General features: G+C 59.0%; 14 protein-coding genes. 11 read left to right on the top strand and 3 right to left on the bottom strand.

The window, feature by feature from the left end; translation table 11 throughout:
* Positions 1-61: 61 nt before the first annotated feature.
* From AC09SL_RS11880 to AC09SL_RS11860, 5 genes are all read left to right on the top strand, one after another.
* A complete protein-coding gene (locus tag AC09SL_RS11880) occupies positions 62-2242 on the top strand; it encodes a lipase family protein (protein WP_058544342.1) in 2181 nt (726 codons plus the stop codon).
* 636 nt (positions 2243-2878) lie between these two features.
* Positions 2879-3238, top strand: a complete 360-nt coding sequence (locus tag AC09SL_RS11875; RefSeq protein ID WP_058544341.1) for a DUF6124 family protein — start codon at positions 2879-2881, stop codon at positions 3236-3238.
* Positions 3239-3604: 366 nt separating this feature from the next.
* Positions 3605-4636 (top strand): histone deacetylase family protein, encoded by a 1032-nt coding sequence (locus AC09SL_RS11870; protein WP_058544340.1) that lies wholly within the window; start codon positions 3605-3607, stop codon positions 4634-4636.
* An 11-nt stretch (positions 4637-4647) separates the two neighbouring features.
* Complete coding sequence (locus AC09SL_RS11865) at positions 4648-5748, top strand: polyamine ABC transporter substrate-binding protein (protein WP_058544339.1); 1101 nt, start codon at positions 4648-4650, stop codon at positions 5746-5748.
* Positions 5749-6112: 364 nt separating this feature from the next.
* A complete protein-coding gene (locus tag AC09SL_RS11860) occupies positions 6113-10504 on the top strand; it encodes a dermonecrotic toxin domain-containing protein (protein ID WP_231139234.1) in 4392 nt (1463 codons plus the stop codon).
* A gap of 25 nt (positions 10505-10529) precedes the next feature.
* Here AC09SL_RS11860 and pdxR read toward each other — a convergent pair whose 3' ends face one another.
* Positions 10530-12074, bottom strand: a complete 1545-nt coding sequence (gene pdxR, locus AC09SL_RS11855; RefSeq protein ID WP_058544337.1) for a MocR-like pyridoxine biosynthesis transcription factor PdxR — start codon at positions 12072-12074, stop codon at positions 10530-10532.
* Between the two features lie 100 nt (positions 12075-12174).
* Between pdxR and AC09SL_RS11850 the strand changes: the two genes are divergently transcribed.
* The 3 genes from AC09SL_RS11850 to AC09SL_RS11840 are packed head-to-tail and all read left to right on the top strand — an operon-like array spanning position 12175 to position 13947.
* Positions 12175-12816 (top strand): FMN-binding negative transcriptional regulator, encoded by a 642-nt coding sequence (locus tag AC09SL_RS11850; RefSeq protein ID WP_058544336.1) that lies wholly within the window; start codon positions 12175-12177, stop codon positions 12814-12816.
* Positions 12817-12818: 2 nt separating this feature from the next.
* On the top strand, positions 12819-13265 hold the full coding sequence (locus AC09SL_RS11845) for a GNAT family N-acetyltransferase (RefSeq protein WP_058544335.1): 447 nt from the start codon (positions 12819-12821) through the stop codon (positions 13263-13265).
* A 10-nt stretch (positions 13266-13275) separates the two neighbouring features.
* Entirely contained in the window at positions 13276-13947 is a 672-nt protein-coding gene (locus AC09SL_RS11840; protein WP_058544334.1) for a GNAT family N-acetyltransferase, read from the top strand.
* 159 nt (positions 13948-14106) lie between these two features.
* On the opposite strand, the gene AC09SL_RS11835 is transcribed toward AC09SL_RS11840, so the two are convergent.
* Both AC09SL_RS11835 and AC09SL_RS11830 read right to left on the bottom strand, forming a co-directional pair.
* Positions 14107-19173 (bottom strand): OTU domain-containing protein, encoded by a 5067-nt coding sequence (locus AC09SL_RS11835; protein ID WP_058544333.1) that lies wholly within the window; start codon positions 19171-19173, stop codon positions 14107-14109.
* Between the two features lie 178 nt (positions 19174-19351).
* On the bottom strand, positions 19352-20251 hold the full coding sequence (locus tag AC09SL_RS11830) for a homocysteine S-methyltransferase family protein (protein ID WP_058544332.1): 900 nt from the start codon (positions 20249-20251) through the stop codon (positions 19352-19354).
* Positions 20252-20364: 113 nt separating this feature from the next.
* Between AC09SL_RS11830 and AC09SL_RS11825 the strand changes: the two genes are divergently transcribed.
* The 3 genes from AC09SL_RS11825 (at position 20365) to AC09SL_RS11815 (ending at position 24454) form a co-directional block, all read left to right on the top strand.
* Positions 20365-21186, top strand: a complete 822-nt coding sequence (locus tag AC09SL_RS11825; protein WP_058544344.1) for an ABC transporter substrate-binding protein — start codon at positions 20365-20367, stop codon at positions 21184-21186.
* Positions 21183-22016 (top strand): amino acid ABC transporter permease, encoded by an 834-nt coding sequence (locus AC09SL_RS11820; RefSeq protein WP_058544331.1) that lies wholly within the window; start codon positions 21183-21185, stop codon positions 22014-22016. Before AC09SL_RS11825 ends, AC09SL_RS11820 begins: the two co-directional genes overlap by 4 nt.
* A 299-nt stretch (positions 22017-22315) precedes the next feature.
* Entirely contained in the window at positions 22316-24454 is a 2139-nt protein-coding gene (locus AC09SL_RS11815) for an autotransporter domain-containing protein (RefSeq protein ID WP_058544330.1), read from the top strand.
* Positions 24455-24466: the final 12 nt, after the last annotated feature.

Genomic DNA, 24466 nt, shown 5'->3' with positions numbered 1-24466 from the left:
AATGCCAGACGGCCGGCAATGCACCATTTATCCAGGATGTACGGAATAAGGAGATCGACACATGGCGTTATTGAAAAACGGTATGGAGTCGCGGCTGAGCAGTCGCATTCTGACGTGCCCCAAGGGCGGAAATTGGACCAGCTTTCAACTCGTCGATGAGTTTGGTTCTGGTGAACCTTATGCAGGGCTGGCTTATGCCGCTACCGATTCAGAAGGGCAAAAATACCTTGGCAATCTGGATGCCATCGGTATTGGCAAGGTCACGAATCACTATGCCGGGCCAGTAGCCCTTGCCTTTGAGCAAAACTATCAAGAACAAGAAAAACTCTATATAGAACTCCAACGTAGAGATAGCTACCCCCTCCAAATCACCGAACTACAAGTCCGCGCCGAGCAAACCCGCTACCTGAACCCAAACGCCACACGCACCCGGGAAAATCCCGCACAAGCCTGCGCGGACGATTTCTTCCAAGTGGAAGTACGGCACCTGGTCAAACACGTCGCGCATTTGCCGCCCGAGGTGTACCGCCATTACCCGCTCCCGGCTGGGCCGGCACGGCTGATGGGCGAGCAGGGCAAGCTCGGCGTAGCGTTGATGCCGCAAAAACACACAGTGCTAGAAGTTCGCCCGTTACGCGCCTTGCGGCCCATGCTGTCCACCGCTCCCGAATTCTGTGCGCTGAACTTGTACCAACTGGCGATCATGTCGACCTTGACCTACTGCCCCTTCGGCCAGACACCTGACAAGGCTCCAATAAAAACGCCGCTGAGCTTCACCGAGCAACCCAGCGTGGGCAACTGGTTCGCGGACGCATTGGCCAAGTTCGAAGAGCTCGGGGAGTTCTATCCGGAACAACCCAAACCCTACTACCCACTGTATGAAGACGTGCCCTACTCCAAACGCCTGGAGATCGTGCCGTTTGACCCCTTCCTTTACACCGTCAATGATCCGGAATTGGGCGAAGATCAGGAACACCCCGCCAAAGTCCATTTCCTCGATGACAGCAAAACCGGGGCGCAAGCCACGGATACCCAGGCCTACATCACCCACAACGACGAACTGGTCCTGATCGCAGTACGCGGCACCCAGCAAACCGCCGACTTCCTGCGGGACGCGGATGCGCTTCAGGTGCCGTTTGAAGAAGGTGTCGGCCGGGTGCATCGAGGGTTCTATGGCGCCGCAAAAAAAACCGCGGCCTTCGTGACGAGCTATCTGGACAGGTTCTACGCAGGGCAAAAACTGCTGATTTGCGGCCACAGCCTGGGAGGGGCGGTGGCGTTATTACTTTCAGAGATGCTGCGGCGTAGACCGGAGGGCTACACCATCCAGCTCTACACCTACGGCGCACCCCGCGCCGCCGATGCCACTTTCACAAAAAACGCCGAAGCCCTGGTGCATTACCGAATGGTCAACCACAACGACCCGATACCCAGCGTGCCCGGCAGTTGGATGAACACCAAGAGCGGTGTTTATGGCTCAGGGTTGGCCCTTACGTTCGCCAACGTACCGGTCGGTCTTTCCGTATTCGTGGCGGGCATCACCAACTTGACGGGCGAGCCCTACGAACACCACGGCATCTTGCGGCACTTCCTGCCGGTGGAGTTCGATCGCAAGGAACGGTCTTCGATCCTGTGGATGCCCCAGTGCGACACCATCACTCAACACGCCGCCTGCGAGGTGGCCCTCGAGCATAAATATGGCTTGCCGAACCGCCCGGCATTGCTGGCCCAACTCATCCAGACCGGTGATCACTTCATGGTCCCCAGCTACATTCCCGCTTGCTGGGCGACTTTACGGCGCTGGCAGGAAGCGCAAATCGAGGGAAGCACGCTGGCGACAAAACGCGAATATGAATGGATCGACAATGCACTGGCACGGATTACCCAACAGTTGCGCGATGAAGAGCGCTACCTGGCGGGACGGGGCGCGCCCAATGGACGTAGCGAAAGGTCCGTCAACATTGCGCTCATCCGTGAGGTCGACAAGATGCACAACACGCGCGCCCGCCTGGCCACGCTGCGCACCGCGTCGGTCAGTGAAAAAGACGTCTACGGAAGCTTGGCGGGACAACCCGAGCAACTGGCACACAACCTGACCCGCTGGCAGGCACACCCGGAAAACCGAGTGGCCGAGCAACTGGCGATGGCGCCGGCCATGGATGACGACAGTGAATTGATCCGTGGTGCTCACGGGTATGCGATCGGTAAACCCTATACGCTGGATCTTGATTCCATCATCTGAGCGGAATAGCCGCCAATCCATGCCGTCGGATCAGGTATGCACCGCGGTGCCGCCATCGCGAGCAAGCTCGCTCCCACATGGGTTGGTGGTGGGCGCTCATTCTGTGGCGAGGGGATTTAGCGAAACGTCGCCCCGCCCCGCCGGGCTACGCCCGTAGGAGCTGTCGAGCGAAGCGAGGCTGCGATCTTTCCCCAGGCACTTGAGTCCCAAAAGATCAAAAGATCGCAGGCTTCGCCAGCTCCTACAGAACCGAGCGGGAGCAATCTCTGGCCACGAATTCCGGGACAATTTGGAGCCTTGTTTATTCTCCCTCCGCAAAGCTTCCACCCAGCTACACATCCTTGCGCCATTGCCTACAACTACGCCAGAATCCGCCCGCTTGTGCGCCTTGCCCACGGGTTCTATCGTTTCCCTGCCACTGCCTATCAGTGGTCGGGTTTAGTAGCCCGGTAATGACAACGGTTGCATGAGTCTCATCAGTCAGGCATCGCCTGCACTCGATGGCGGCTGTGCGCATGGCGCCTTCGGGCGCGCCGGGTTTCCGTTGTCCTTTACCGGTCTACTAACTTGCGCACAGCTGCCACCCCTTCGTTTAGTAGCGAGATGGTTGCGGCCTACTAACCAAAGGACGTAAAAATGTTCAAGATAACTCCAAACCCTCCAGAAACAGACCCAACCTCTACCCGTTCCGGTAGCAAAAACAAAAAGCACGACGAAACCACCAAACGCGTCTTGGATCACTACCTGTTACCCAAACAGGAAAAATCCGAAGATACGTCCAAACCAGACCAGCTCTTCACCGTGAAAAAAAACGCCGACAACGAATGCCTGCTCGCCAACCTCAGCGAAAACCTGGCATCCGCCGACGCGATGATCAGCAACCTGGCCTTCGACCTGGAAGGCCCCCGCCGCCATATCGCCCTTGGCATCCAGCAATTGATCGAACTGAGTTCAATGCTGGCCAGCCGTGTGCTGGATAACGTCGATCCGCGCTAGCCGCTACACCACCAACCCCGTGGCGAGGGAGCTTGCGCCCGCCGGGCTACGCCCGTAGGAGCTGTCGAGCGAAGCGAGGCTGCGATCTTTCCCCAAGCACTTGAGTCCCGAGCGAAAGATCAAAAGATCAAAAGATCGCAGGCTTCGCCAGCTCCTACAGAGCCGAGCGGGAGCAGCTCCCTCGCCACGCATTACAGCCTCAAACAGCCCTTGCCCCACCCCCGCGCACGCCCGCGCCAACAAGGGGCGATTTACGGTCAAACTTATTGGCCATTTCGATCCCCTTTTGGCCTCTCCTGCCGTTCTCTGAAACGCTGCGTGCCGCAAGACTGTGTTCACACCGATCAGCCTTAGCGGAGAACAAAAATGCTGACGATCTACTCAGACGATCACCACCTGCACCACGGGCGCTGCGAGTTGATGGACGGGCAACTGATGCCCTGTTTCGAGATGCCGTCCCGGGCCGATCATGTGTTGGAGCGGGTCAAGACGCAGGGGCTGGGGCCGGTGGAGGCGCCGCAGGATTTTGGCCTGGGGCCGATCCAGCGTATCCACAGTGCGGCGTACCTGGAATTTTTCAAAGGTGCCTGGGACCGTTGGGTCAAGTACAACCGCGACGGCGATTTGTTGCCCTACACCTGGCCGGCGCGGACCTTTCGTACGGTCATCCCCACCAGCCTGCACGGCCAACTGGGTTACTACAGTTTCGACGCCGGCGCGCCGATTACCGCCGGGACTTGGCAGGCAGCCTACAGCGCCGCGCAAGTAGCCCTCACCGCCCAAGCGGACATCCAGCGCGGTGCGCGCAGTGCCTTTGCCTTGTGCCGCCCACCGGGGCACCACGCCGCCGGGGACTTGATGGGCGGTTATTGCTACCTCAACAACGCTGCCATCGCCGCCCAGGCCTTTCTCGACCAGGGCCATGAGAAGGTCGCGATCCTGGATGTGGATTACCACCACGGCAACGGCACCCAATCGATTTTCTATGAGCGCAGCGACGTGTTGTTCGCGTCGATCCACGGCCATCCGGAGGCGGAATTTCCGTTTTTCCTGGGCTATGCCGATGAGCATGGCGAGGGCGCCGGTGAAGGCTTCAACTTCAACTACCCTTTGCCGGCCGGCTCAGGCTGGGACACCTGGAGCGCGGCACTGGAGCAGGCCTGCGGGCAAATCCGGGGTTACGACGCCGATGTCATCGTCGTGTCCCTGGGCGTGGACACGTTCAAGGACGACCCCATCTCGCAATTCAAGCTCGACAGCCCGGATTACCTGGCGATGGGCAAGCGCATCGCGGCGCTCGGCAAGCCGACGCTGTTCGTGATGGAAGGCGGCTACGCGGTGGCAGAAATCGGCATCAATGCCGTGAACGTTCTTGAAGGTTTCCAAAGCGCCCCATGAGGAATAACAGCATGAACAGACTCAAGCGTTTAATGGCTCCAGCCATGTGCGCCGCGCTGCTTTGCGGCGCGGTCCAGGCCGAGGAGCGCACCTTGCGCGTCTACAACTGGTTCGACTACATCACGCCCAAGGCCCTGGACGATTTCAAGGCGCAGAACAGCCAGGTCAAGCTGGTCTATGACATCTTCGACACCAACGAGGCCCTGGAGGCCAAGCTGCTGACCGGCAACTCCGGCTATGACGTGGTGGTGCCGTCCAACGTGTTCCTGGCCAAGCAGATCGAAGCCGGGGTGTTCCAGCCCCTGGACCGCAGCAAGCTGCCGAACTGGAACCACCTCGATCCCAAGCTGATGAAGCTGATCGAAGCCAACGACCCGGGCAACAAGTTCGCCGTGCCCTACATGTACGGCACCATCCTGATCGGCTTCAACCCGGACAAGATCAAGGCCGCCCTGGGCGACAATGCACCGGTGGACAGTTGGGACCTGATCTTCAAGGAAGAGAACATCAGCAAGCTCAAGCAGTGCGGCGTGGCGCTGCTCGATTCGCCGTCGGAGATCCTGCCCCTGGCCTTGCAGCACCTGGGCCTGGACCCCAACAGCAAGAAGCCGGCGGACTACGCCAAGGCCCAAGCGCTGATGATGAAGGTGCGCCCGTACATCACCTATTTCCACTCGTCCAAGTACATGGCCGACATCGCCAACGGTGATATCTGCGTGGCGGTGGGCTACTCCGGCAGCTTCTCCCAGGCGGCCAACCGGGCCAAGGAAGCCAAGAACGGTGTGACGGTGGACATGCGCCTGCCCAAGGAAGGCGCGCCGATCTGGTTCGACATGCTCGCCATCCCCAAAGGCGCGAAAAACCCGGACGACGCCTACACCTTCATCAACTACTTGCTGCAACCCCAGGTGATTGCGCCGGTCAGCGATTTTGTCGGCTATCCGAACCCGAACAAGGACGCGACCGAGATGGTCGACCCGGCGATCCGCGGCAACCCCAACCTGTACCCGACCGCCGCGGCCATGACCACGCTCTACACCCTGCAACCCTTGCCCAGGGATGCCGAGCGCGCGCGCACGCGGGCCTGGACCCGGATCAAATCCGGCCAGTAAAGGCTGTTGGGGGAAAAGGCCATTGTGGGAGCAAGCTTTGCTCCCACCAGCGTATACATAGTTACCACCTGCCCCGTTCCTGGCCTCTCTAGCATGAAAGGCCCGAAGCATCCGGCTTCGGGTTTTTCATGTATCTCGAGACAGGGACACTCAGATGACGACACCAGACCCTACCGACACGCCCCCTTCATCCGACACAAACATCAAGGGCGCGCTGCTCAACCAATTGCTCGCGGGCCCCAGCTACCCGGAAGTCGCCGCCGCACTCCTGCGGGATGCGCTCAAGGAGCTTTACCCCACCCTGGACATCGATCCCTATACCACCGTCGTCGGCGAACCGGCCTGGGACATTGTCGGCGGCGAATTGATCGAGCGCCCCACCCGCTATCAATCGCTCTGCGACCTGCTCGTCCTGCAATCGGACCGAAGCAAACCCACCTTGCTGGTTGATGGCCTGCACTACCTGACCCAACTACCGCTCACCGTGCCCGAAGTGCATTTGCCGGTGCGTATCGACCAGATCGGACGTTTGATCAACGAGCTGGCCCCGGCCATGTTGCAGGCCAACCAGGAGCAGCAGTTGGCTTACTGGAACGCTCCATTCGGCAGTTATGGTCCGCGTTGGCATGAGCTCTCCAGCACGCTGCGCAAGCTCTGGGACGTCAAGCAGGTCAAGGGCTGGACGGCGACGGAATGCGACATGGCCAGGCAGTTGTTTCTCTACCCCGACCCGCAAGACCGCAACGACAAATATGACAGCCACGCGTATCTGATCGACATCGAGCGGGTCAACGGCGACCAGGCAAACCAAATCGCTGAGAATTCTCTGGTGGTGCTGATCGGTTCGATCGACAACAAGGAAGTCATCCTTGCCCATTCATTGGTCAACGGTTATGAGAAGTTCGAGTCCCGACAGGCATTGGGACAATCCCTTACAGCTCATCTGGGCTCCTTTAGCCGGCCCTCGACAATCCGATGGCGACTCTATGAGCCCAGCGGCAACATTTTCGACAGCAAGGCCTGCGGGATCATCGCCATACAGGTGAAAATCGTCGGCACTCCCCTTATCAAGCAACATTCGACCTCCTCAGTAAACGAACCACCCACCAGCGGACTGAGCACCGGGCCTGGCGAAGACTGGTTTCAAGAACAGTTACCCGAGTGGCTACAGGCCGCACCGGTACCCGACCAGATCCTGTTTGCCCAATACATGAAGAACCTGTCGGCGCTGAGCATCTCCCACGTTGGCAAAACCTACTTGGACGATATCCCCCCCATCAAGGAATATGCGGCGCGTGCCTTGAAGACGCAGATGCGCGCCGATCACGCCGACGCCTCGACGCTGGACCCGGAAAAAATCGAAATTGAAATAGAAAGCCTGGTTGTCTGGGGGACTTTCGTCGTTCCCTTCGAGTTGGACAGTACTCGGTTCAACCTCGTCGAACTGGCACTGCAAAACCTGATTGCCGTTCCATCGGGCAACAAGACCGTCAGGTCCCTCGACGGGGCCGAGCTGCCCGAGTGGATGACTGTCGATTACGTAGAAAAACTCATCACCCAAGTCGATATCGGACGCGTTTATCCCGAGCTGATCAAGCGCAGACTGCTCGATGACCCGGCAGAATCGGCCCGCCGCGAAACCTTGTACATCTCGCAATTACGCATACAGCTGCCCTTGCTCGCGCTGGAGGGAAAACTGCGTGGGGTAGGCAATATCGATGAGCGCGGATGTCGCTATGTCGCCGCACTGATGGAACCTGAGGAAGCCGACCGCAAAGTGGACGGGCAAGCGGTCGTGCTGCGCAAACTGGCCTTCGTGCCCGAACTGCAGCTGGGGGTTTCCCAGGATATCGTTGCCAATATGTTCGTGATCGGCCCACAGACGCTGGGTGCCGGTCCTTGCCTGCTTTATCGTCCGTTGTTGGAACCACAGCTTTGGCAGTTCCCCTCTTTCAGCAACTTGTTGTATGCGATCCGGCAAACCGACGCCTTGCGCCAGTCAGTACTCGCCTGGCTGCCTGACGGCGTCCGGGAAACCTACAGCCGTGACGTATTCCCCGGCGCACTCCCGTCCCCTTGGACCGTGGTGGAATTCCTTGCCGACCCGCTGTCGTCGCTGGTCAACAATGGCCCCATCAGTCTGAGCGAGGAAACCCTGGGGGGCGATTTCCTGCCACTGTTATACAAAGCCAATGCCAACGCCTTGGTCACGCTTGCCGACCATCAGTCGGTCTCCAATAGTGAAAGCCGGTGGGCAACGTTCAAGCAAGCGGGTTGGCTGATTCTCAACTTGGCGCTGCCCTATCTCGGCACCACGGCGAACACCGCGACCTGGCTCTGGCAAATTCTCAACGACCTCGAACAATTGACGCAAAGCGACGAGGCTCCCGACCGGAACATCAAATGGGAAGTTTTCGTTGATCTACTGCTGAACGTGGCATTAGGCATCATCAATTACACCAGCGAGCGCAGCAGGGCAGGTCAACGCAAACTGGCAACAGAAGCCCCGGAGATTGCCCCTGAGCCCAGCCTGCCCCTGCCCAAGCCCGAATTGACTATCGAGACGCTCGCTCCGCTCACCGAAACCGCATCGGCGCAAGAGCACTACAGGGTCATCCATACCAGCGGCGCCCTGATGGGCAAATCGAGCAAAGACGTCAAGCGCCTCGAGAGCTTCAGCATCGACGCGCCCAGCGACCTCGGAGAACCCGAAACCGAAGGCACACTCAAGGGGCTCTATGAGCAAGATGGGAACTGGTACGCGAAGATGGCTGGAGAATGGTTCGAGGTGTCCGTAGAAGGTGACCAAATCTCCATTGTCCGCGGCACGCGCACCGGCCCACCGCTGGTCCATGACGACCATGGCCAATGGATAGTCGATAGCCGCTTGCGTTTACGCGGCAGCGGATCAAAAGGCGCCAGGCACAAGGTGATCGTCGACGCACAACGCCGCAACATTGAATTGCTTGCCCAACTCAACCAGTTTGAGGAAAAGAAACCGCAGATGCAGAAGCTGTTGACCATGCAAGCGCAGGAAATGAAGCAGGCTTCGGGTTCAACCAAAGACACCAAGCGCGAGGCCTATTTGACGACCTTGCAGTCACAGCGGGAAAACTACGAGCAAGCACTCAAGACCCTGCTTGAGTGGCCGGTCTTCCAGGCCCGGCCCGAATGTCCTCGTATCAGCCTTGGCTATCTCAACGCGCAAATCAACTTCACCTTCGCAGAAATGGACGCGTTGCGAGAGCGCTTCAGCCCGGCCCTGAGCGAGGCCATGCGCATGATCACAGCCAAGGTCAAGACATCTGAGCAGCAGCATGTCGATGCGGCCAACAACATGATCAGCACCGCCGAAGACATGATCGAGCGCCTGGACTATATGGAAACGCGCTTTTCCAAGCTCAAGGAACTCGGGCGCGAAGGCTTTGAGTTTGTCCGGCAGCACCGTGGAAAAATGCCTGTCTATAAAAGCGACGATCTGTGGCTTATCCAGATAGAGATGTATCGCCATCTCTGCCTGTCCCTGGAAAGTGTCAACACGATGCCTGAGGGGTGGTTGGAAATTAACCAGTTGGTCGACAACGCCACAGTGGCTTTCCAGAGCCTGCGGGACGCCATCGATGAGCGAAGCGTGATCCGGCTGGACGAGCAAATCGACGCGATTGGCAGCCTGACGGAACAGTTCGCCGCCATTGAAGAGCATCTCGATTACCTGGGCAGCGAATACAAGGACAGCGCCAACCCCGAGCACATCCAGCGCATGCTCAAGCTGGTCAGTAAATGTAAAAAACGGGCATTGCAGCATCTGGCACAGGCACTCGATGAGCGAGGCAGCCGACGCAGGGCTGACAGCCCCTATGAGCAACGCCCACGAACCAGGAAAAAATTCATCAGGGCCCGCTTCTGGGGCTTCGTCAGCGGCGAGCCTCGGTTATCCGGGCTGCGCGAAGAAACGGACTGGGTGGACGTGAAGAATCCGTTCTCGGACGAAATCATCGTCACGTTCCACCGCAAGAAAACCGGCGAATGGGCCCCTCATGAGCCATCCACCCCCCCATCGTTGGCGATACCCGCGCTGCAAACGAGCATTCGCAAAGGCCAGGCCCTGATCGATGGCCTGGCTGACTTCAAGGCGCAAATCGAACGCGACCTGAAGCAGCCCAACCGAACGCCTGCCGGTATTGCCATGATCATGAACGCGCATGCCAGCAGGATGGCGAAAGTCGGCATCGCGCTCAAAGCGGCCCTTGATCAGGCACTGAGCGTTGTCACAAACGAAACGATCGAACTGTCACCGCAAGAACAGCGTTCGGTCGATGCCCTGCGATTGCAGCTCAAGAAAGAATCGATGGCACTGTACGCGCAGGAGTTCGAGACCGTACTGAACATCATCAAGCAGAGCCCGCCCACCATGACTGGCGTTATCTGGCTAAAAGACCGAAATCGAATTTCCATCGCCAAGCGGAAAAATCGACAGCGGATCAAGACGCCAACACAGGGCTATCTCGATCGTTATGAGATCACCGACAAAAAGACCGGCAAACCGCTCTGGTTCGCGGATTTTATTTACTCCACCAACTGGGTGCCTGCCCGGACGTTCCTTTCGGCACGCCTGAAAACGGTCGAGCAAATCAATGCTGGAATGACCGAGCGTTCCACCCGGAGCTTGAGCCAACGTCAGTTGATCGATCATTACCGTAGCGAAATCGCCGTGGATCAGGCCCAGCAGGTGTTTTTTCCAAAAGAACGGCCTTGAAACGGACTGATACGGCTGTGAGGCCTCAGACTTTCCAGGCCTTGGACAGGTTCGCCAGCGCGGTGTCAATCGCCGCTGGCGCAACCGCCGCAAACCCCAAAACCAGACCGGCACGCGCCTGCGAGGGTGTAGTGGGCAGCCAGTAGCCGCTCAGGCCGTTGATCTCAACCCCAACGCTCGTCGCCTGAGCGATCAGCTCGTGCTCACGCTCGATACTCGCCACAGGCACCGTGACATGCAGCCCGGCTACCACCGTGGGCATGGCCCCCAAACCAGCAACGGCCTTGGGCCAGCCTGCCAGCAACGCATCACGCCGAGCCAGCGCCGCCCTGCGCATGCGCCGGATATGCCGCTGGAAATGCCCCGCAGCCATGAACTCGGCCATGACGGCCTGGGTACTGACTTCGGAGTGGCGCACGTCCACGGCGCGCCGTCGGGCGAAGGCGTTGACCAGGCCGGGTGGCAGCACCAGGTAACCCAGGCGCAGGGCCGGGAACGCCACTTTGCCGAACGTGCCGACGTAAAGCACCCGCCCGTGACGATCCAGTGCAGCCAACGGCGCCAGTGGCGCGCCGCTGTAGCGGTACTCGCCATCGTAGTCATCCTCGACGATCCAACCCTCGTTGCGTTCGGCCCAAGCTAACAACTCCAGCCGCCGTGGCAGGCTCATGACCACCCCGGTCGGGTATTGATGGGACGGGGTGACATAGGCCAGCCGACAGTGGCTCAACGCACCGAGCGCGGCGCAATCCAAGCCATCGCCATCCACCGGCACGCCCCTGACGTCGGCACCGGCAACGGCGAATGCATGCCCAGCGGCGCGATAGCCGGGATTTTCCACCGCCACGACGTCGCCCGGGTCCACCAACAGCTGTGCACAAAGGCTGATGCCCTGCTGTGCGCCACTGGTGATCACAATTTGTTCAGCCGTGCAGTGCAGCCCCCGGGAGCTGCGCAAGTACGCCGCGATCAGCCCGCGCAAGCGCGCATCCCCTTGGGAATCGCCATAACACAGTTGCTGCAGATCCGGCTTGCGCCAGAAAGCCGCATTCAGCTTGGCCCAGACGTCGAAAGGAAACAGATCGAAAGCCGGCACACCGACCCTGAACGCTCGTGGCGGGCCACTGGGCGGCTGGGCCAAATGGTGTTTTTCGACACGGTTCAACGCGTCGCTGTGGATAACTTTACTGGATGGACCCACAGGTAAATCGAGCCAATCTGTGGATAAGGTTGTGGGTAAGCCTGTTGAAAACCCTGTGGATACTTTTGTGGATATGTTTTTCAGCGGCAACGTCGTCGAGGACAGTTTCGCCACATACGTACCGTCACCGACCCGCCCTTCGATGAAACCCTCGGCGTAGAGCTGGTCGTAGGCCCGCACCACACTATTACGCGAAATCGACAAGGCCGCCGCCAGGTCTCGGCTGGCCGGCAGGCGCGTGCCGCTGGCCAGGCGTCCGTCCAGCACCCGGGCTCGCAACGCCTGGTACAGCTGGCGGCTGAGCCCTTGGCGACGGTCCAGCTCGATGCCTGCGGGATTGAACGACAGTGGTGGCGCGGCGTTGTGCATGACAGCCCTCACGAATGGACCTATCGAATTGGCCGAAAGTGGCTCTTACAACAGACCAATAGCCTGCCTAGGATGCTCGCATTCGCCAAGGAAAATCATCATGTACAACCCCAAAGCCTTTGCCGTCGAAGACCTCTCCCAGTTGCACCAGATGATGGACGATTGCCGCCTGGCCGTATTGGTCACCCAGGGTGAACACGGTCTGCAGGCCAGTCATCTGCCACTGTTGCTGGACACGCAACAAGGGCCGAACGGAAGCCTCTACGGCCACATGGCCCGGGCCAATCCACAATGGCGCGACCTGCAAGCCGGTGCCGAAGCCTTGGTGATCTTCGCCGGGGCCGATGCCTACGTCAGCCCAGGGTTGTACCCCAGCAAGGCCGAACACGGCAAAGTCGTGCCGACCTGGAACTACGTGGCCGTACACGCCTATGGCAGGGCCGAGGTGTTCAGCGACGCGCATCGCCTGCGCAACCTGGTGAGCGCCCTCACCGACCGCCACGAAACCGCTCGCGAGCAGCCGTGGAAGATCGATGATGCGCCGCCCGAGTACATCGACAGCATGCTCAAGGCCATCGTCGGCTTCGCCCTGCCGATCCAACGCCTGGAAGGCAAGCGCAAGCTCAGCCAGAACCGAAGCCCGGCGGACGCCGCCGGCGTACGCAACGGCCTCGCCGCCAGCCCCGCCTCGCAGGACCGGGCGCTCGCCCACCTGATGCCTGAACAATCGTCCAAGGAGTGAACATGAGCCAACCTCATATCCGTCTCGTCAGCGCCGACGATCACGCCGCCTGGCTGCCGCTGTGGCAAGCCTACCTGCGGTTCTATAAGACCGAATTGCCGGACGCCGTCAGCCAAAGCACCTGGCAACGCTTGCTCGATGAGCGTGAACCGACCCATGCTGCCCTCGCCTGGAAGGGCGACACGGCGGTGGGCCTGGTGCACTTCATCTATCACCGTTCGAACTGGAGCATCGAGAATTCCTGCTACCTGCAAGACCTGCTGGTGACGGAACAGAGCCGTGGCACTGGCGTGGGTCGCCAGCTCATCGAATTCGTCTACGCCACCGCCAAGGCCGATGGTTGCTGCAAGGTGCACTGGTTGACCCACGAAACCAACGCCACGGCGATCCAGCTGTACGAGCGCATCGCCGAGCGCCCAGGCTTCATTCAATTTCGCAAAGCCCTTTAAGGAGCGCAGCATGTCGACTTCACTCGCCGATTGGAAAGGTGTCCCGGCGCCCTCTGCACAGTTGCTCGAAGGGCGTTTCATCCGCCTGGAAAAACTCGATCCGGCGCGCCATGCCGATGGCCTCTGGCAAGCCCTCGAAGGCCCCGGTGCCGACCCGAAACTCTGGGATTACTTGCCCTATGGCCCGTTCAAGGATCGCGGCGTGTTCGACGCCTGGCTGAACAACCATGCGGCCAACACCGACCCATATTTCTTCAGCGTGATCGACCGTGCCAGCGGCGAGGTGCAGGGCATTCTCAGCCTGATGTCCATCGTGCCGGCCCAGGGTCGCATCGAGATCGGCCACGTGACCTTCGGCGCACCGATGCAGCGTTCGCCGAAAAGCACCGAAGCGGTTTATCTGCTGGCCAAGGAGTCTTTCGCCCTGGGTTATCGCCGGCTGGAATGGAAGTGCAACAATGGCAATGCCCGCTCCAAATATGCTGCCGAGCGGTTGGGGTTCACGTTTGAAGGGGTGTTTCGCCAGCACATGGTGGTCAAGGGCCAGAACCGCGACACCGCGTGGTACTCGATACTGGACTCGGAATGGCCAGCGATCGCCGCAGGCTTCGAGCGCTGGTTGAGTGAGGACAATCAGCGCGAGGGTGGGCAGGTGCAGGGGTTGGTGGAGTGTCGGGCCTAGGCATGGGTGCCTGACACTCCGCCATCGCAAGCAAGCCCGCTCCCACGGGGGATCTGTTGTGGACCTGGATTCATTGGTCATCGCAGATTGACAGTGGGAGCGAGTTTGCTCGCGATGGCGATCGATCAGGCCATGAACTCATGGCCTGCCAAGCACCGATTACTCCGGTTTCGGTCTCATCTCGCCGAACGATTTAAGCGATTGGCGCGTGACCCCATTCCTCAGGTACTGCCATGCCCAGTCCGGCACGGCCATATAACCTTCCAGATACAACGCAAAGTTCAAACGGGTATGCCCCAGGCGATCAGTTGGGAAGTCGAAGCTGTACAGATACTGTTGGGCGCGGCTTTGGCCCAAGCTGAACAGCTCCATGACAATGCGATTCGCGCGCTCCTCTTCACTTGTGAGATTGCTTCTTAATGCTCGCACGAACTCCAGCGCAGAACGCAGTACGCCGGGGCGCCTGAGCGTGCGTTGAATCGCCGAATCACTGAAGTGTGACCCGATCATATCGTCCCAGATTCGCACCGCGTGACTGCTTGGCAACTGTTGAAGCGAACGCCTTAGGCCAGGAGTATTGAACAGGATGTTCACCCTGGTATTGGAAGGTGATTGCCCTGGGGCACTGAATAACTCCACCAACGCTGCTTGATCTCCTTCTCCAGCGGTGGCCTGCGCGTTGCCCATGAACTTCCAAAGCTGTGTCAGCGCGTCTTGATGCGTGACGATGTTTTGCAGGTTAGTGTCATCGAACAGTCGCATCCAGTGGATATCAATATCGTTTTGCCTGACCACTTCTGCATAACGAGTGTCTGCATATTCGGCGATGATCCGCAGTCGTTTGTCCGAAAGCGCCGGATTACGCAGCCACCTCGCCACGACACTCACAGGCAGCATGCCATCGAGGTTGGATGAAACCACGAAGGAGCGCAGAAGGATGTGTGCCCGCTTCAACAACTCAGGAAAACGTTCGAGGGATGCCAGCAGCAGGTCGCGAGTGTCCTCGGCCCTTTCGTAATAAATATACTGGTCCATCAGCTCCGCATCATCATCGACTAGCCTGCCCGTTTCGCGATGGAATCTCAGTTTTACCAGGTCCAGATCGTTGCGATCCACCAGATAGGCCCCCTCGAGCAACGCCTCAAGCTGATCATCGTCGAGATGACCATGGGTGGCCTGATCGAACATCACATAGGCCGCCCTGTTCTTCGGATGATGATCCGTCAACTCCCGGGCCTTGACCCCATACTCGAGCATGATGTGCATCACCCCTTCAGAGAGCCGAATGTATTCGTTATTGATCAGTTCGGTGACCTGGCGGTCTTCAAGGCGCCCTAGCAGGGTATCGACGAAAAACCGCCGTAGGGTTTGCTCCTCTACGGTGTAGAACGGCGCGCTGCTAGGCATGAGCTGCTGCGGAGACCTGGACGACAAACGACGCCCGATTTCCTGCAGAATCTCGGGAGGCAGGTCGGCTTGCTGCGCCGAAACCAGCGTCCTGCGGCCGACATTGTTTACGTGCAGCGCCAAGAAATCCTGAGTCGGTTTAAACAAGCCGTGGGGGTTCGGTCCCCCATAGATGATCCGGGTGAGATCGGACATTGCCGCCTCGTCCAACAAGTCGTCCAGCCAGGGGGCATTTTCAAAAAGCGCTTGCTGGACCCCGGAAGCTTGCGACACCACATATTGATTCAACTCGGGATGCTGATCGATGTAGTCAGCCGCTGCGTTGCGCAACCCCTGCATCGAGAAAGTCGCCTGCGCTTGACCTTCATTCAGCCCACGGGCAACGGCATTGAAAAAACAATCACCGTCGCCAGGAATCTCCACGACACGATCCCCCAGAATCAGGTTGTAATGGTTCTGGGCCGAGCGCCTCAAGACAATATCGGTACTTGACTGACCCGGGTGATAGCCCATGGGATAGACGCTTTCAGCCTGGCCCGGCGTAAAGCGTACCGACCAACTCCGGTGTGCGGTTATCTCATCAACGATCAGCAAGCTGCGATTCTGCGGCCAACTTGGAAGACGAGTGATGATCGCCGGGACCAGCTCCATGACTTGAGTGTCCCAGATGCCGGGTGTGCGAATCGAGTGGGAAACCGCTGATGACGATACCTTGGGTTTCGAGGGACCCTGTTCGGAAGGTGCATTGGCAGGCCGCTTACCGCCTCCTCGTCCAAAACCTACGGCGCGCCACTCGCCATTGGGCATCCGTGCCACGGTACTTCTCATGACGCCGCTGGAACGGATGCTCGATCCTGTCACCGGGTCGACAAGGGTCGCTTCGGTAGCCGTCAACTTCGTGTGATCGTGCACCCGGAACACAGTCCCATCGGGTTGGCGCACGAACACCGGCCGATGGACGCTACCGGTAATATCATTGTTCACCGCGGGACGATAAAAGCCTTGGGCATCGGCGGCCACACCCTGTATCAACGAGGTGTCCGTCACGGCGTATCGTCGGTAGAGCGCCTCCTCCAGGGGCAGCCCAACGAGCACTTCGTCCTGGCTTTGGCGAGCTGTCACCGCCAGGAAGGAGGATTGTCCCCGCACTGGAACCGTCACACCCGCCATCCCTCGTCCGCCATAATTTGCCACCCTGTGCAAGAAAACCAGGGTCGTCAGGTTCATTGGGATCGAGCCGGTCCTGACGATCAACAGGCCTGTCTTGATCGCACTTCCAAGTAGCTGGAAACCGGGTATCAGGAGCATGCCGGCCAGGTCCATGAAGACTTCCATCGCCACCATCACAATCCTGGCCGACGTCTGGCGCTGTACATCCTGGTTGCTGTTGGAGCGGTGATCGGCGTAAGCCCTATGGAAGTTGAGGTGCGCTTTGTGAAAGAACTCAAGCAGATCGTTGGGAATCAACATGCCCCGGGTCAACGGTTGGCCACGTTGTTGCCCCAATACGCGTTTTACTTCTTCAGGATCGGTGGTACTGATGCGTGATCGGAAGTACGCCTGCCACTGCTCTTGCTGCAAAAGCCCGGCGATACCATCGCCCAGGCTGGAAAACTCATACAGGTCCTGCCCCTCGGGGCTGTCCGGAAAATAAGCCCCCACGGTTCCCTTGATATCCGGGCCGTCCTGATCTGAAAAAATCAGGGCGCCATCAACACTGACCGCATTGCCCATCGTTCCATGCTGCCCTCCCGCTCCCAAACTTCCTCCCAGCAACAGACCGTACGCATGAACCCGTCGCCCCTGGACGAGGGCACGTGTCTGTGGGAGAGGCGATTGGATAATCGCGTCCAGCCAGAGCCCAAGCAGCTTCCTGGGCTTGGGCGGTTTGAAAGTGCTGTCAAATACAGTGGCCTTGAATACCTTACTCCCCCCAAGTTCAGCCTCGTACGCTTTGAGTTTCATGTTGGCCAAATACGCCGCCTGCCAGGCTGTCTTGTATTCAGGCTTATTCATTTTCTCCTTGAGGTAAGTTTCATAACTGCCACCGGCGTCGATGCGCCTCGCCATCCTGGCGACCTCACCCCCCGTCAAAAGAATCAGGAAGCCGCTGGCCGGGTGTCGAATACGATGGCCATCCGGATCGGCAAGGTAGACGGCCACCACTTCCCTCATGGCGTTCGGATATTGAAGCGGGCGCAGATTCTCCAGCATCAACTCGGTCAGGCTGCAAATACGCGACTGCCTTGGGTTGGCGCTCTTGCCGTAGGACAGCGTGACCAGGGTCTTGTCCGAATCGGGGTTTATGCCGGGGTGAACGGTGAGTTGCAGGTATTGTTTGACCTTCTGGCGGGTGAACTGCCGCAATGTCTGGAGATCACGATTGCTGAGTTTATGGACGGCCTCCAATACGCGGTTTTCCAGACGGCGGCAGTTGGATTTTTCCGACCGGGTTGCGGTTTTGTAGAAAGCGGGGCGGCTGTTTTCCACCAGGGTTTCCTGGCGCCTGGCCAGCGGCCCGGCGAGCGCCAAATTGGGCAAAGCCAAGGCATCTTCAACCTTCAGCGCAAAAGCCGCCAATGCGAGCGCCTCGTTTGCTGGTGCATTCAGCACCGCGTCCAGTGCGGTGCGTTGGCTCTGCAGCAGATCATCCGCCGCCACGTCAAAAACTGACCCGGACACCTCAGAAGAAATATCCCGGATCCCACGCTTTTGCCCCGCGAAGGTTGGGCTTACTTGATTGGCCAGGTCCTGGAAAGATTCGAATCGTTGGAATCCTCCTTCCAGCGAGTACAGGAACAAGGCGTTTCGATCCATGCGTTTGATGACCATCGCAGCGGGCCATTTCTGTGGTTTCGCTGTGCCCATGTCGAGCATGACGCAATAGACATGGGGGATGGGCGCCCGCATCAAACGACTTCTGTGCGCCATGGAAGGATGTGTGGTGATGAGATTCAGCAGTCGGTCTTCTTCATTCTGCTGGGTTCGTGCCTCTTGGTTTAACTCAATCGCCGGGTTGCGATCGACCTTGTACAAATCCAAAAGATGCAGGTATCGCCGGGACAGGAGATGGGAAAGGATTTCTTCAGTCGTCGACGGTGTGGGCGTATCGAGCAAGTCGCTGTTTTGGCTTTTGCCAAAGGCCGCCAGATCGTCACGCAACTGACGCTTCAAGTTGTCATTGGCTGTAGGTTCGACGATATAGAACACCGACTCCATGATGGCTGGAATTTTCGCGCCTAATGGGCTGGCGAATAAGCTGTCGCTTTCCTCCACCGAGTCCGGACGACTGAAGAAACCCACGCCACCGGATTTGTAGTTCGCAGGCGTATTTGTCGCCAAACAATCCAACATAACCTCAGTAAAGCTCTGAGAGGACGTCAACGAACGGCCACCGAGCGAGTCCACGGCAAAATGGTTTACGTAGCAATGATCGGGATCGATATCGGGTAGCGGTGAGGTGCGAAACTCTTGCTCGGGAATCTTTACCTTGATTCGGCTGACCAGCAGATTCTTGAGCGCCGTGTCGAACGTCGGATGACCGGCAAACAGACGCGCCAATTGCGTCTGATTGGTATCCAAAAGCCTCAGTTGTCTGATTTGTTCTTTTTCATGGGCGCCGAGCTGAGCGCCCTCGCTATCCATGGCCGGATAAGTGACTTGAACCTGTGCATCGTCGATAAGGCCCCATTGACCTGATCGCTGATCGGCGAATTCATGTTGAAACTCAGCCTCGTTGAACAACAAATGGGTGGGTTTCAGAGATACGCTGGCAGGATGGGGCTTGGCGTCAGGTTCATTCGCAGAAGAGACAGTCATTTCAGGTGTCCGATTGTGAGTAGGACACAGACCCTATCGCGCCGCTCCAGCGCAAATGACATACATACGTATAGGATTGGCTTCGGGATTTACAAAAAAGCGTAAGCCGGAATGTCAGCGAAATCCCAAGAACCGTGGCGAGGGAATTTGCTCCCCGGCCACGGTGATTTCCTCAGGTTCAGGCCAGCTGTTGCGCCAACACCGCAATATGCTCCGGCCCGATCCCGCAGCAGCCGCCCAGGTGGCTGGCCCCGCGTTTTTGCCAATCCGCCGCCCACTGGAGATAGCCTGGCGGATCGAGGTCTTCGCGCAGCGGATCGAGCCCGTCGTTGGCCGTCGCTTCCTTCGGTTGCGGCGGGAAGGCGTTGGCGTAGGCACCGATGTGGACCTTCACGCCCAGGCGCGCAAAGGTGTCCCGTGCGGCATCGATGGCCGCGCCGATCACTTCCGGCTGGCTGCAGTTGAACAGCAGCACTTCGACACCCAGTTCGGCCGCCACCGCCGCAGCATCCGCCACCGGTTCGCCGGAACGCAGGCGCGGCACTTCATCGGTGTCTTCGTCTTTGAGGGTGAACGACAGCCAGAAGGGCTTGCCGTCCTTCGGCAACCCGGCGTGAATCGCCCGCGCTTCGACCGTCGAGCTCTGGGTCTCGGCCAGCCACAAGTCGACATGAGGCGCCAGGCCATTCACCAGGGGCGCGAGCAATTCACTGGCGCGGGACGCGTCGAACAGATCCGGCCGATAGGAACCGAACAACGGTGGCAGCGACCCGGCCACCCGTACCGCTTTGCCCGAAGCGTGCACCGCCCGTTGCGCCAACTCGCCCGCCAGTGCGGCCAGGGCCTGGCCTTCTTCGGCGAAACGCGCCTCGCCAATATGAAACGGCACCACGGCATAGCTGTTGCTGGTAATCACGTTGGCGCCGCTGGCGATGTACGCCGCGTGCACAGCCTCTACCGCCTGGGGCGCTTCGCTCAAGGCCAGGGCCGACCACTCGGGCTGTCTAAACGGCGCGCCCCGGCGTTGCAGTTCGCGGCCCATGCCGCCATCGAGAATGACTGTCGTTACTGCGCCCATATGCGATTCACTCATAAGCTTATGAAAAATACTCACTACCGGAGTCGTTCTTATAACTATTTAATACGCACCATTCGGTGAACCACAACTTATTTTTCTATCAGGGCCCTCCCATGAAATTACAACCACTGCTGGCCCTGGGCCTGACTCTGCTGGCCGCCTCTTCGCAAGCATCCGCCGGCGCCACGCTGGATCGCATCGAACAGAAAAAAGAACTGGTCGGCGTGCTGATGGAAAGCTATCCACCCTTCTCGTTCCTGAATGATCAGAACCAGCTCGACGGTTTTGACGTGGACGTCGCCAAAGCCGTGGCGCAGAAATTGGGCGTGAAGCTGCGCCTGGAAACCCCGTCCTGGGACGTGATCGCGGCCGGCCGCTGGAGCGGGCGCTATGACATCTGCATCTGCTCCATGACGCCGAGCAAGGCCCGCGCCGAAGTGTTCGATTTCCCGGTGCAGTACTACGCTTCGCCCGCGGTGATCGTGGTCAACGCCAAGGACGACCGTATCCACGGCGCCAAGGACTTGAGCGGCAAGAAGGTCGGCCTGACCAGCGCCTCCAGCTACGAGAGTTACCTGAACAAGAACCTGGTGATCGAAGGCGCCGAGGATACCCAACTGAGCTACCCGTTCGAGGACGTGCAGATCGCGCCGTACGACACCGACAACGTAGCGTTCCAAGACCTGGGCCTGGGCGCCGGGGTGCGTCTGGACGCGGTGCTGACCAACCTGGTGACCGCACAGCCGCGCCTGACTGAAGACAAGCGCTTCAAGCTGGCCGGCGAGGCGCTCTACTCCGAGCCGAACTCGGTGGCCATCGAAAAGGGCGATGCCCAGTGGGACAGCAAGGTCCGTGAAGTCTTTGCCCAGTTGAAACAGGACGGCACGTTGAGCAAACTCTCGCAAAAATGGATCGGCGCCGACATTACCCAATGACTTCTTTTCCACCCCCGCAGCCACCGCCACCGGTGGCTGAGTCACGCCTGCAGAAAATCTTCGGTTTTCGCACCCGGCTGTACCTGACCTGGGCGGCCATGCTGGTGCTGTTCGCGAGTTTCTTCCTGAGCTTCGACCTGAAGTTCTCCATCATCCTCGACAAACTGCCGAACCTGCTGGGCGTGCACCTGGCGCCCAATGGCTTTTTGCAAGGCGCAATGCTGACGTTGTTCCTGTGCCTGTGCTCGATCGTCGCTTCGTCATTGCTGGGCTTCATCACCGCCTTGGCACGGCTGTCCAGCAGCGCGGTGGCGTTCGGTATGGCCAGTTTCTATGCGTCGTTCTTTCGCGGCACGCCGTTGCTGATCCAGATCCTGCTGATCTACCTGGGCCTGCCTCAACTGGGCGTAGTCCCGGGCGCCGTCGCCGCCGGGATCATCGCCCTGTCGCTGAACTACGGCGCCTACCTGAGCGAAATCTTCCGCGCCGGCATCCTCGGCGTCCCCAACGGCCAACGCGAAGCGTCCCTCGCCCTGGGCCTGGGCGAAACCGTGATCTTCTGGCGCGTCACCCTGCCCCAGGCCATGCGCACCATCATCCCGCCGACCACCAACCAATTCATCTCCATGCTCAAGGATTCTTCGCTGATCTCGGTGATGGGGGTTTGGGAGGTGATGTTTCTGGCGCAGTCTTATGGTCGTTCCAGCTATCGCTATATTGAAATGCTGACTACGGCGGCGATTATTTACTGGTTGATGTCCATTGCGTTGGAGCTGATTCAGGCGCGGATGGAGCGGTATTATGGGAAGGCTTATCTGAATAATCGCTGAGCTAGGGTGGTCTGGGAGGCCGTAAAGCTATTCCGTGGATTGGTGTGTATATCCATTGCTGCGGTAACGGATATACACACCAGCCAATCCGCCCTCCCCAAAACGGCGCTTTCCATTTCTGAAAGGGTTGTAGGGCAAAGCTTCGAACCATGAAAGCCAACGAGACAACACGCTGATCGCAGCACGAGCGGCCTACACATTTCATCCGCCGAATCTTTCCTGTGACGGGGAGATGGCTGGCATCGCCGCCCAGGGTGAAATTTTTAAAGTGCGACCTCCATCATGAGAGGTCCCATTCGATGCCTACCCAACACACATACCTGCCCCAACATCTTGCGCTGGCAATCGCCTTGGTGCTTGGTTGTGCCGATGTTTCGATGGCTCAGTCAGTTGCCGGGGAAACCCGCCCCTTCGAAACAACCGCCGAGATGCAGTCTCGTCTCAAGGTGTTCGCGGCTGCGCCGGATACCAATACCCAGAGAGTCATCAAAGTCCAAGAAGCCCCTTTGTCGAAGGACGACAGTAACGATCTGGTGCTTGTAAGCAGACAAGGCGAACTCATCGGGCTCACCGACGGTGGCGGCGGCGCCAACGTCTTGCAACTGGATATCGCCAAGGGAGGCGAGCTAGATGAAATACGCAATTTCCAGGATCTGTATTTTAAGCGAGGCGAATGGTCAAACAGCAAGGCTTTCGACAGCCACAGCCTGATTGATTCGAACGCCAAATTGACCAACACCGGTGACATCCGCGGCGCGATGCACGTTCTTGGCGAACTCGTTAACCAGGGCACGGTGGCCGGACCTGTCTTCGTGGGAAAAAATGGCATGTTCAGCGGCGGCGGGACGGTCGACGCGCTGGATGTGGCCGGCCTGATGGAAATCAATCCAGTAACGGGTGCCCCTTTGGTTATCAACGATTTCAAATTACTCAAGAGCGCGACGTTGGTTTATGGAATCGATGCAGAAAAAGGCGGCGCCACGATCAAGGTTCGCGGCACCGCGACCTTGGGCAAGGCGACGCTGAAGATCACCGCCGTATCCGGCGAATCCACTGATGCAAGCGAGCACGTCGTGATCAAGGCGGACAAGATCGAAGGGAAGTTCGGGAAAGTAATCAATGAACTCGCTTTCATGACGGCTACACTGGACTACACCACGGAGAAACAAGTGGAACTGGTCCTCGCTCGCAACGAGGTGCCCCCTGAGAAAGTCACGGTAAATCCCAACGGCCAAGAATTTTTAGGCGCTATCCTGAAGCCACAATCAGCCGGAAGATCGAAACCAGAACCTAACGGCACTTCAGCGGTAGCAGTATCCCCGGCCGCCGAGTCACAAGCCACTCGCCCAACGTCAAAGCTCACCGCCCTACCCAAAATTGCCGGCGCCGCGTCAACACCTGCGACTCAATCGTCGACCTCCCAACCTGCGCCCAAACCCAACGCCGCCATCAACGCCCTGCTCGGCACCAACCTGACCACCGCCGCCGATGCCATCGACCAATTGAGCGGCTACGACACCGCCGACCTCGGCAACGCCACCCTGAGCAGCGTCGCGCCGATCCGCAGCGGAATGCTTTCAGCGATGAGCCGTAATCACCCGACCGGTGAATATGACAACGGCCAGGTCTGGGTCCAGGCCATCGGCAATAGCGGCAGCCTCGCCAAACAGCTGGGCAGCTATGCCCTCAAGCACTCGACAAAGGGTTTGATGCTGGGAACCGACTGGGCTGTCAGCCCCGATTGGCGGCTCGGCATTATCGGCAGCAAGACCCAGACCCGGCTGGACAGCTATCAGTTCGACGGCGCGCTCGACAGTTGGCTCGTAGGTGCGTACGCCTTACGCCAGGACGGGCCGCTGGCGCTACGCCTGGGTGCCGTCCATGGCAATCATGACGGCAGCACCAAACGCCACGTCGCCTTCAACGGGTTCAGGGATCGCCTGAAGGGCCGTTACGATGCCACGACACAGCAGGTCTTCGGACAGGTCGGCTACAACCTGGATATCGTTCATTTCGATATCGAGCCCTACGTCCAAGTGGGCTACCAACGCTACCAACGCGATGCCTATACAGAAAAAGGCGGGGACGCTGCGTTGCAGTACAACGGCCAGGCACAGGAACACTACAGCAGCGACCTCGGCCTGCGCCTCGCCCGTACCTTCGCGCTTGACCAAGGCATGCGCTTGACGCCGCGCCTGGATGTCGGCTGGAAGCACTTGTATGGCAACGTCAAGGGCAGTTCCCATCAACGCCTGGTCCGCGGGGGCAACACCTATATCATCGAAGGGGTCGAGCTGGACCGTGACAGCCTGCTCCTGGAAGCCGGGCTGGACCTGGCCGTTTCACCACGGCATACGCTGGGGCTGAACTATCGCGGCGAAACGGGACAGGACAACCGCAACGGTGCGCTGATGGGCCAGTGGCGAATGATGTTCTGACAGGCAAAAAAA

The sequence above is a fragment of the Pseudomonas sp. PF05 genome, assembly GCF_056521845.1.
This window is presented reverse-complemented; position numbering and strand designations above follow the sequence as displayed.

What these genes read in the sequence shown, in the direction of transcription:
- AC09SL_RS11880 (WP_058544342.1), top strand. Translation starts at nt 62, where the DNA reads ATGGCGTTATTGAAAAACGGTATGGAGTCGCGGCTGAGCAGTCGCATT.
- AC09SL_RS11875 (WP_058544341.1), top strand. Translation starts at nt 2,879, where the DNA reads ATGTTCAAGATAACTCCAAACCCTCCAGAAACAGACCCAACCTCTACC.
- AC09SL_RS11870 (WP_058544340.1), top strand. Translation starts at nt 3,605, where the DNA reads ATGCTGACGATCTACTCAGACGATCACCACCTGCACCACGGGCGCTGC.
- AC09SL_RS11865 (WP_058544339.1), top strand. Translation starts at nt 4,648, where the DNA reads ATGAACAGACTCAAGCGTTTAATGGCTCCAGCCATGTGCGCCGCGCTG.
- pdxR (WP_058544337.1), bottom strand. Translation starts at nt 12,074, where the DNA reads ATGCACAACGCCGCGCCACCACTGTCGTTCAATCCCGCAGGCATCGAG.
- AC09SL_RS11850 (WP_058544336.1), top strand. Translation starts at nt 12,175, where the DNA reads ATGTACAACCCCAAAGCCTTTGCCGTCGAAGACCTCTCCCAGTTGCAC.
- AC09SL_RS11845 (WP_058544335.1), top strand. Translation starts at nt 12,819, where the DNA reads ATGAGCCAACCTCATATCCGTCTCGTCAGCGCCGACGATCACGCCGCC.
- AC09SL_RS11840 (WP_058544334.1), top strand. Translation starts at nt 13,276, where the DNA reads ATGTCGACTTCACTCGCCGATTGGAAAGGTGTCCCGGCGCCCTCTGCA.
- AC09SL_RS11835 (WP_058544333.1), bottom strand. Translation starts at nt 19,173, where the DNA reads ATGACTGTCTCTTCTGCGAATGAACCTGACGCCAAGCCCCATCCTGCC.
- AC09SL_RS11830 (WP_058544332.1), bottom strand. Translation starts at nt 20,251, where the DNA reads ATGGGCGCAGTAACGACAGTCATTCTCGATGGCGGCATGGGCCGCGAA.
- AC09SL_RS11825 (WP_058544344.1), top strand. Translation starts at nt 20,365, where the DNA reads ATGAAATTACAACCACTGCTGGCCCTGGGCCTGACTCTGCTGGCCGCC.
- AC09SL_RS11820 (WP_058544331.1), top strand. Translation starts at nt 21,183, where the DNA reads ATGACTTCTTTTCCACCCCCGCAGCCACCGCCACCGGTGGCTGAGTCA.
- AC09SL_RS11815 (WP_058544330.1), top strand. Translation starts at nt 22,316, where the DNA reads ATGCCTACCCAACACACATACCTGCCCCAACATCTTGCGCTGGCAATC.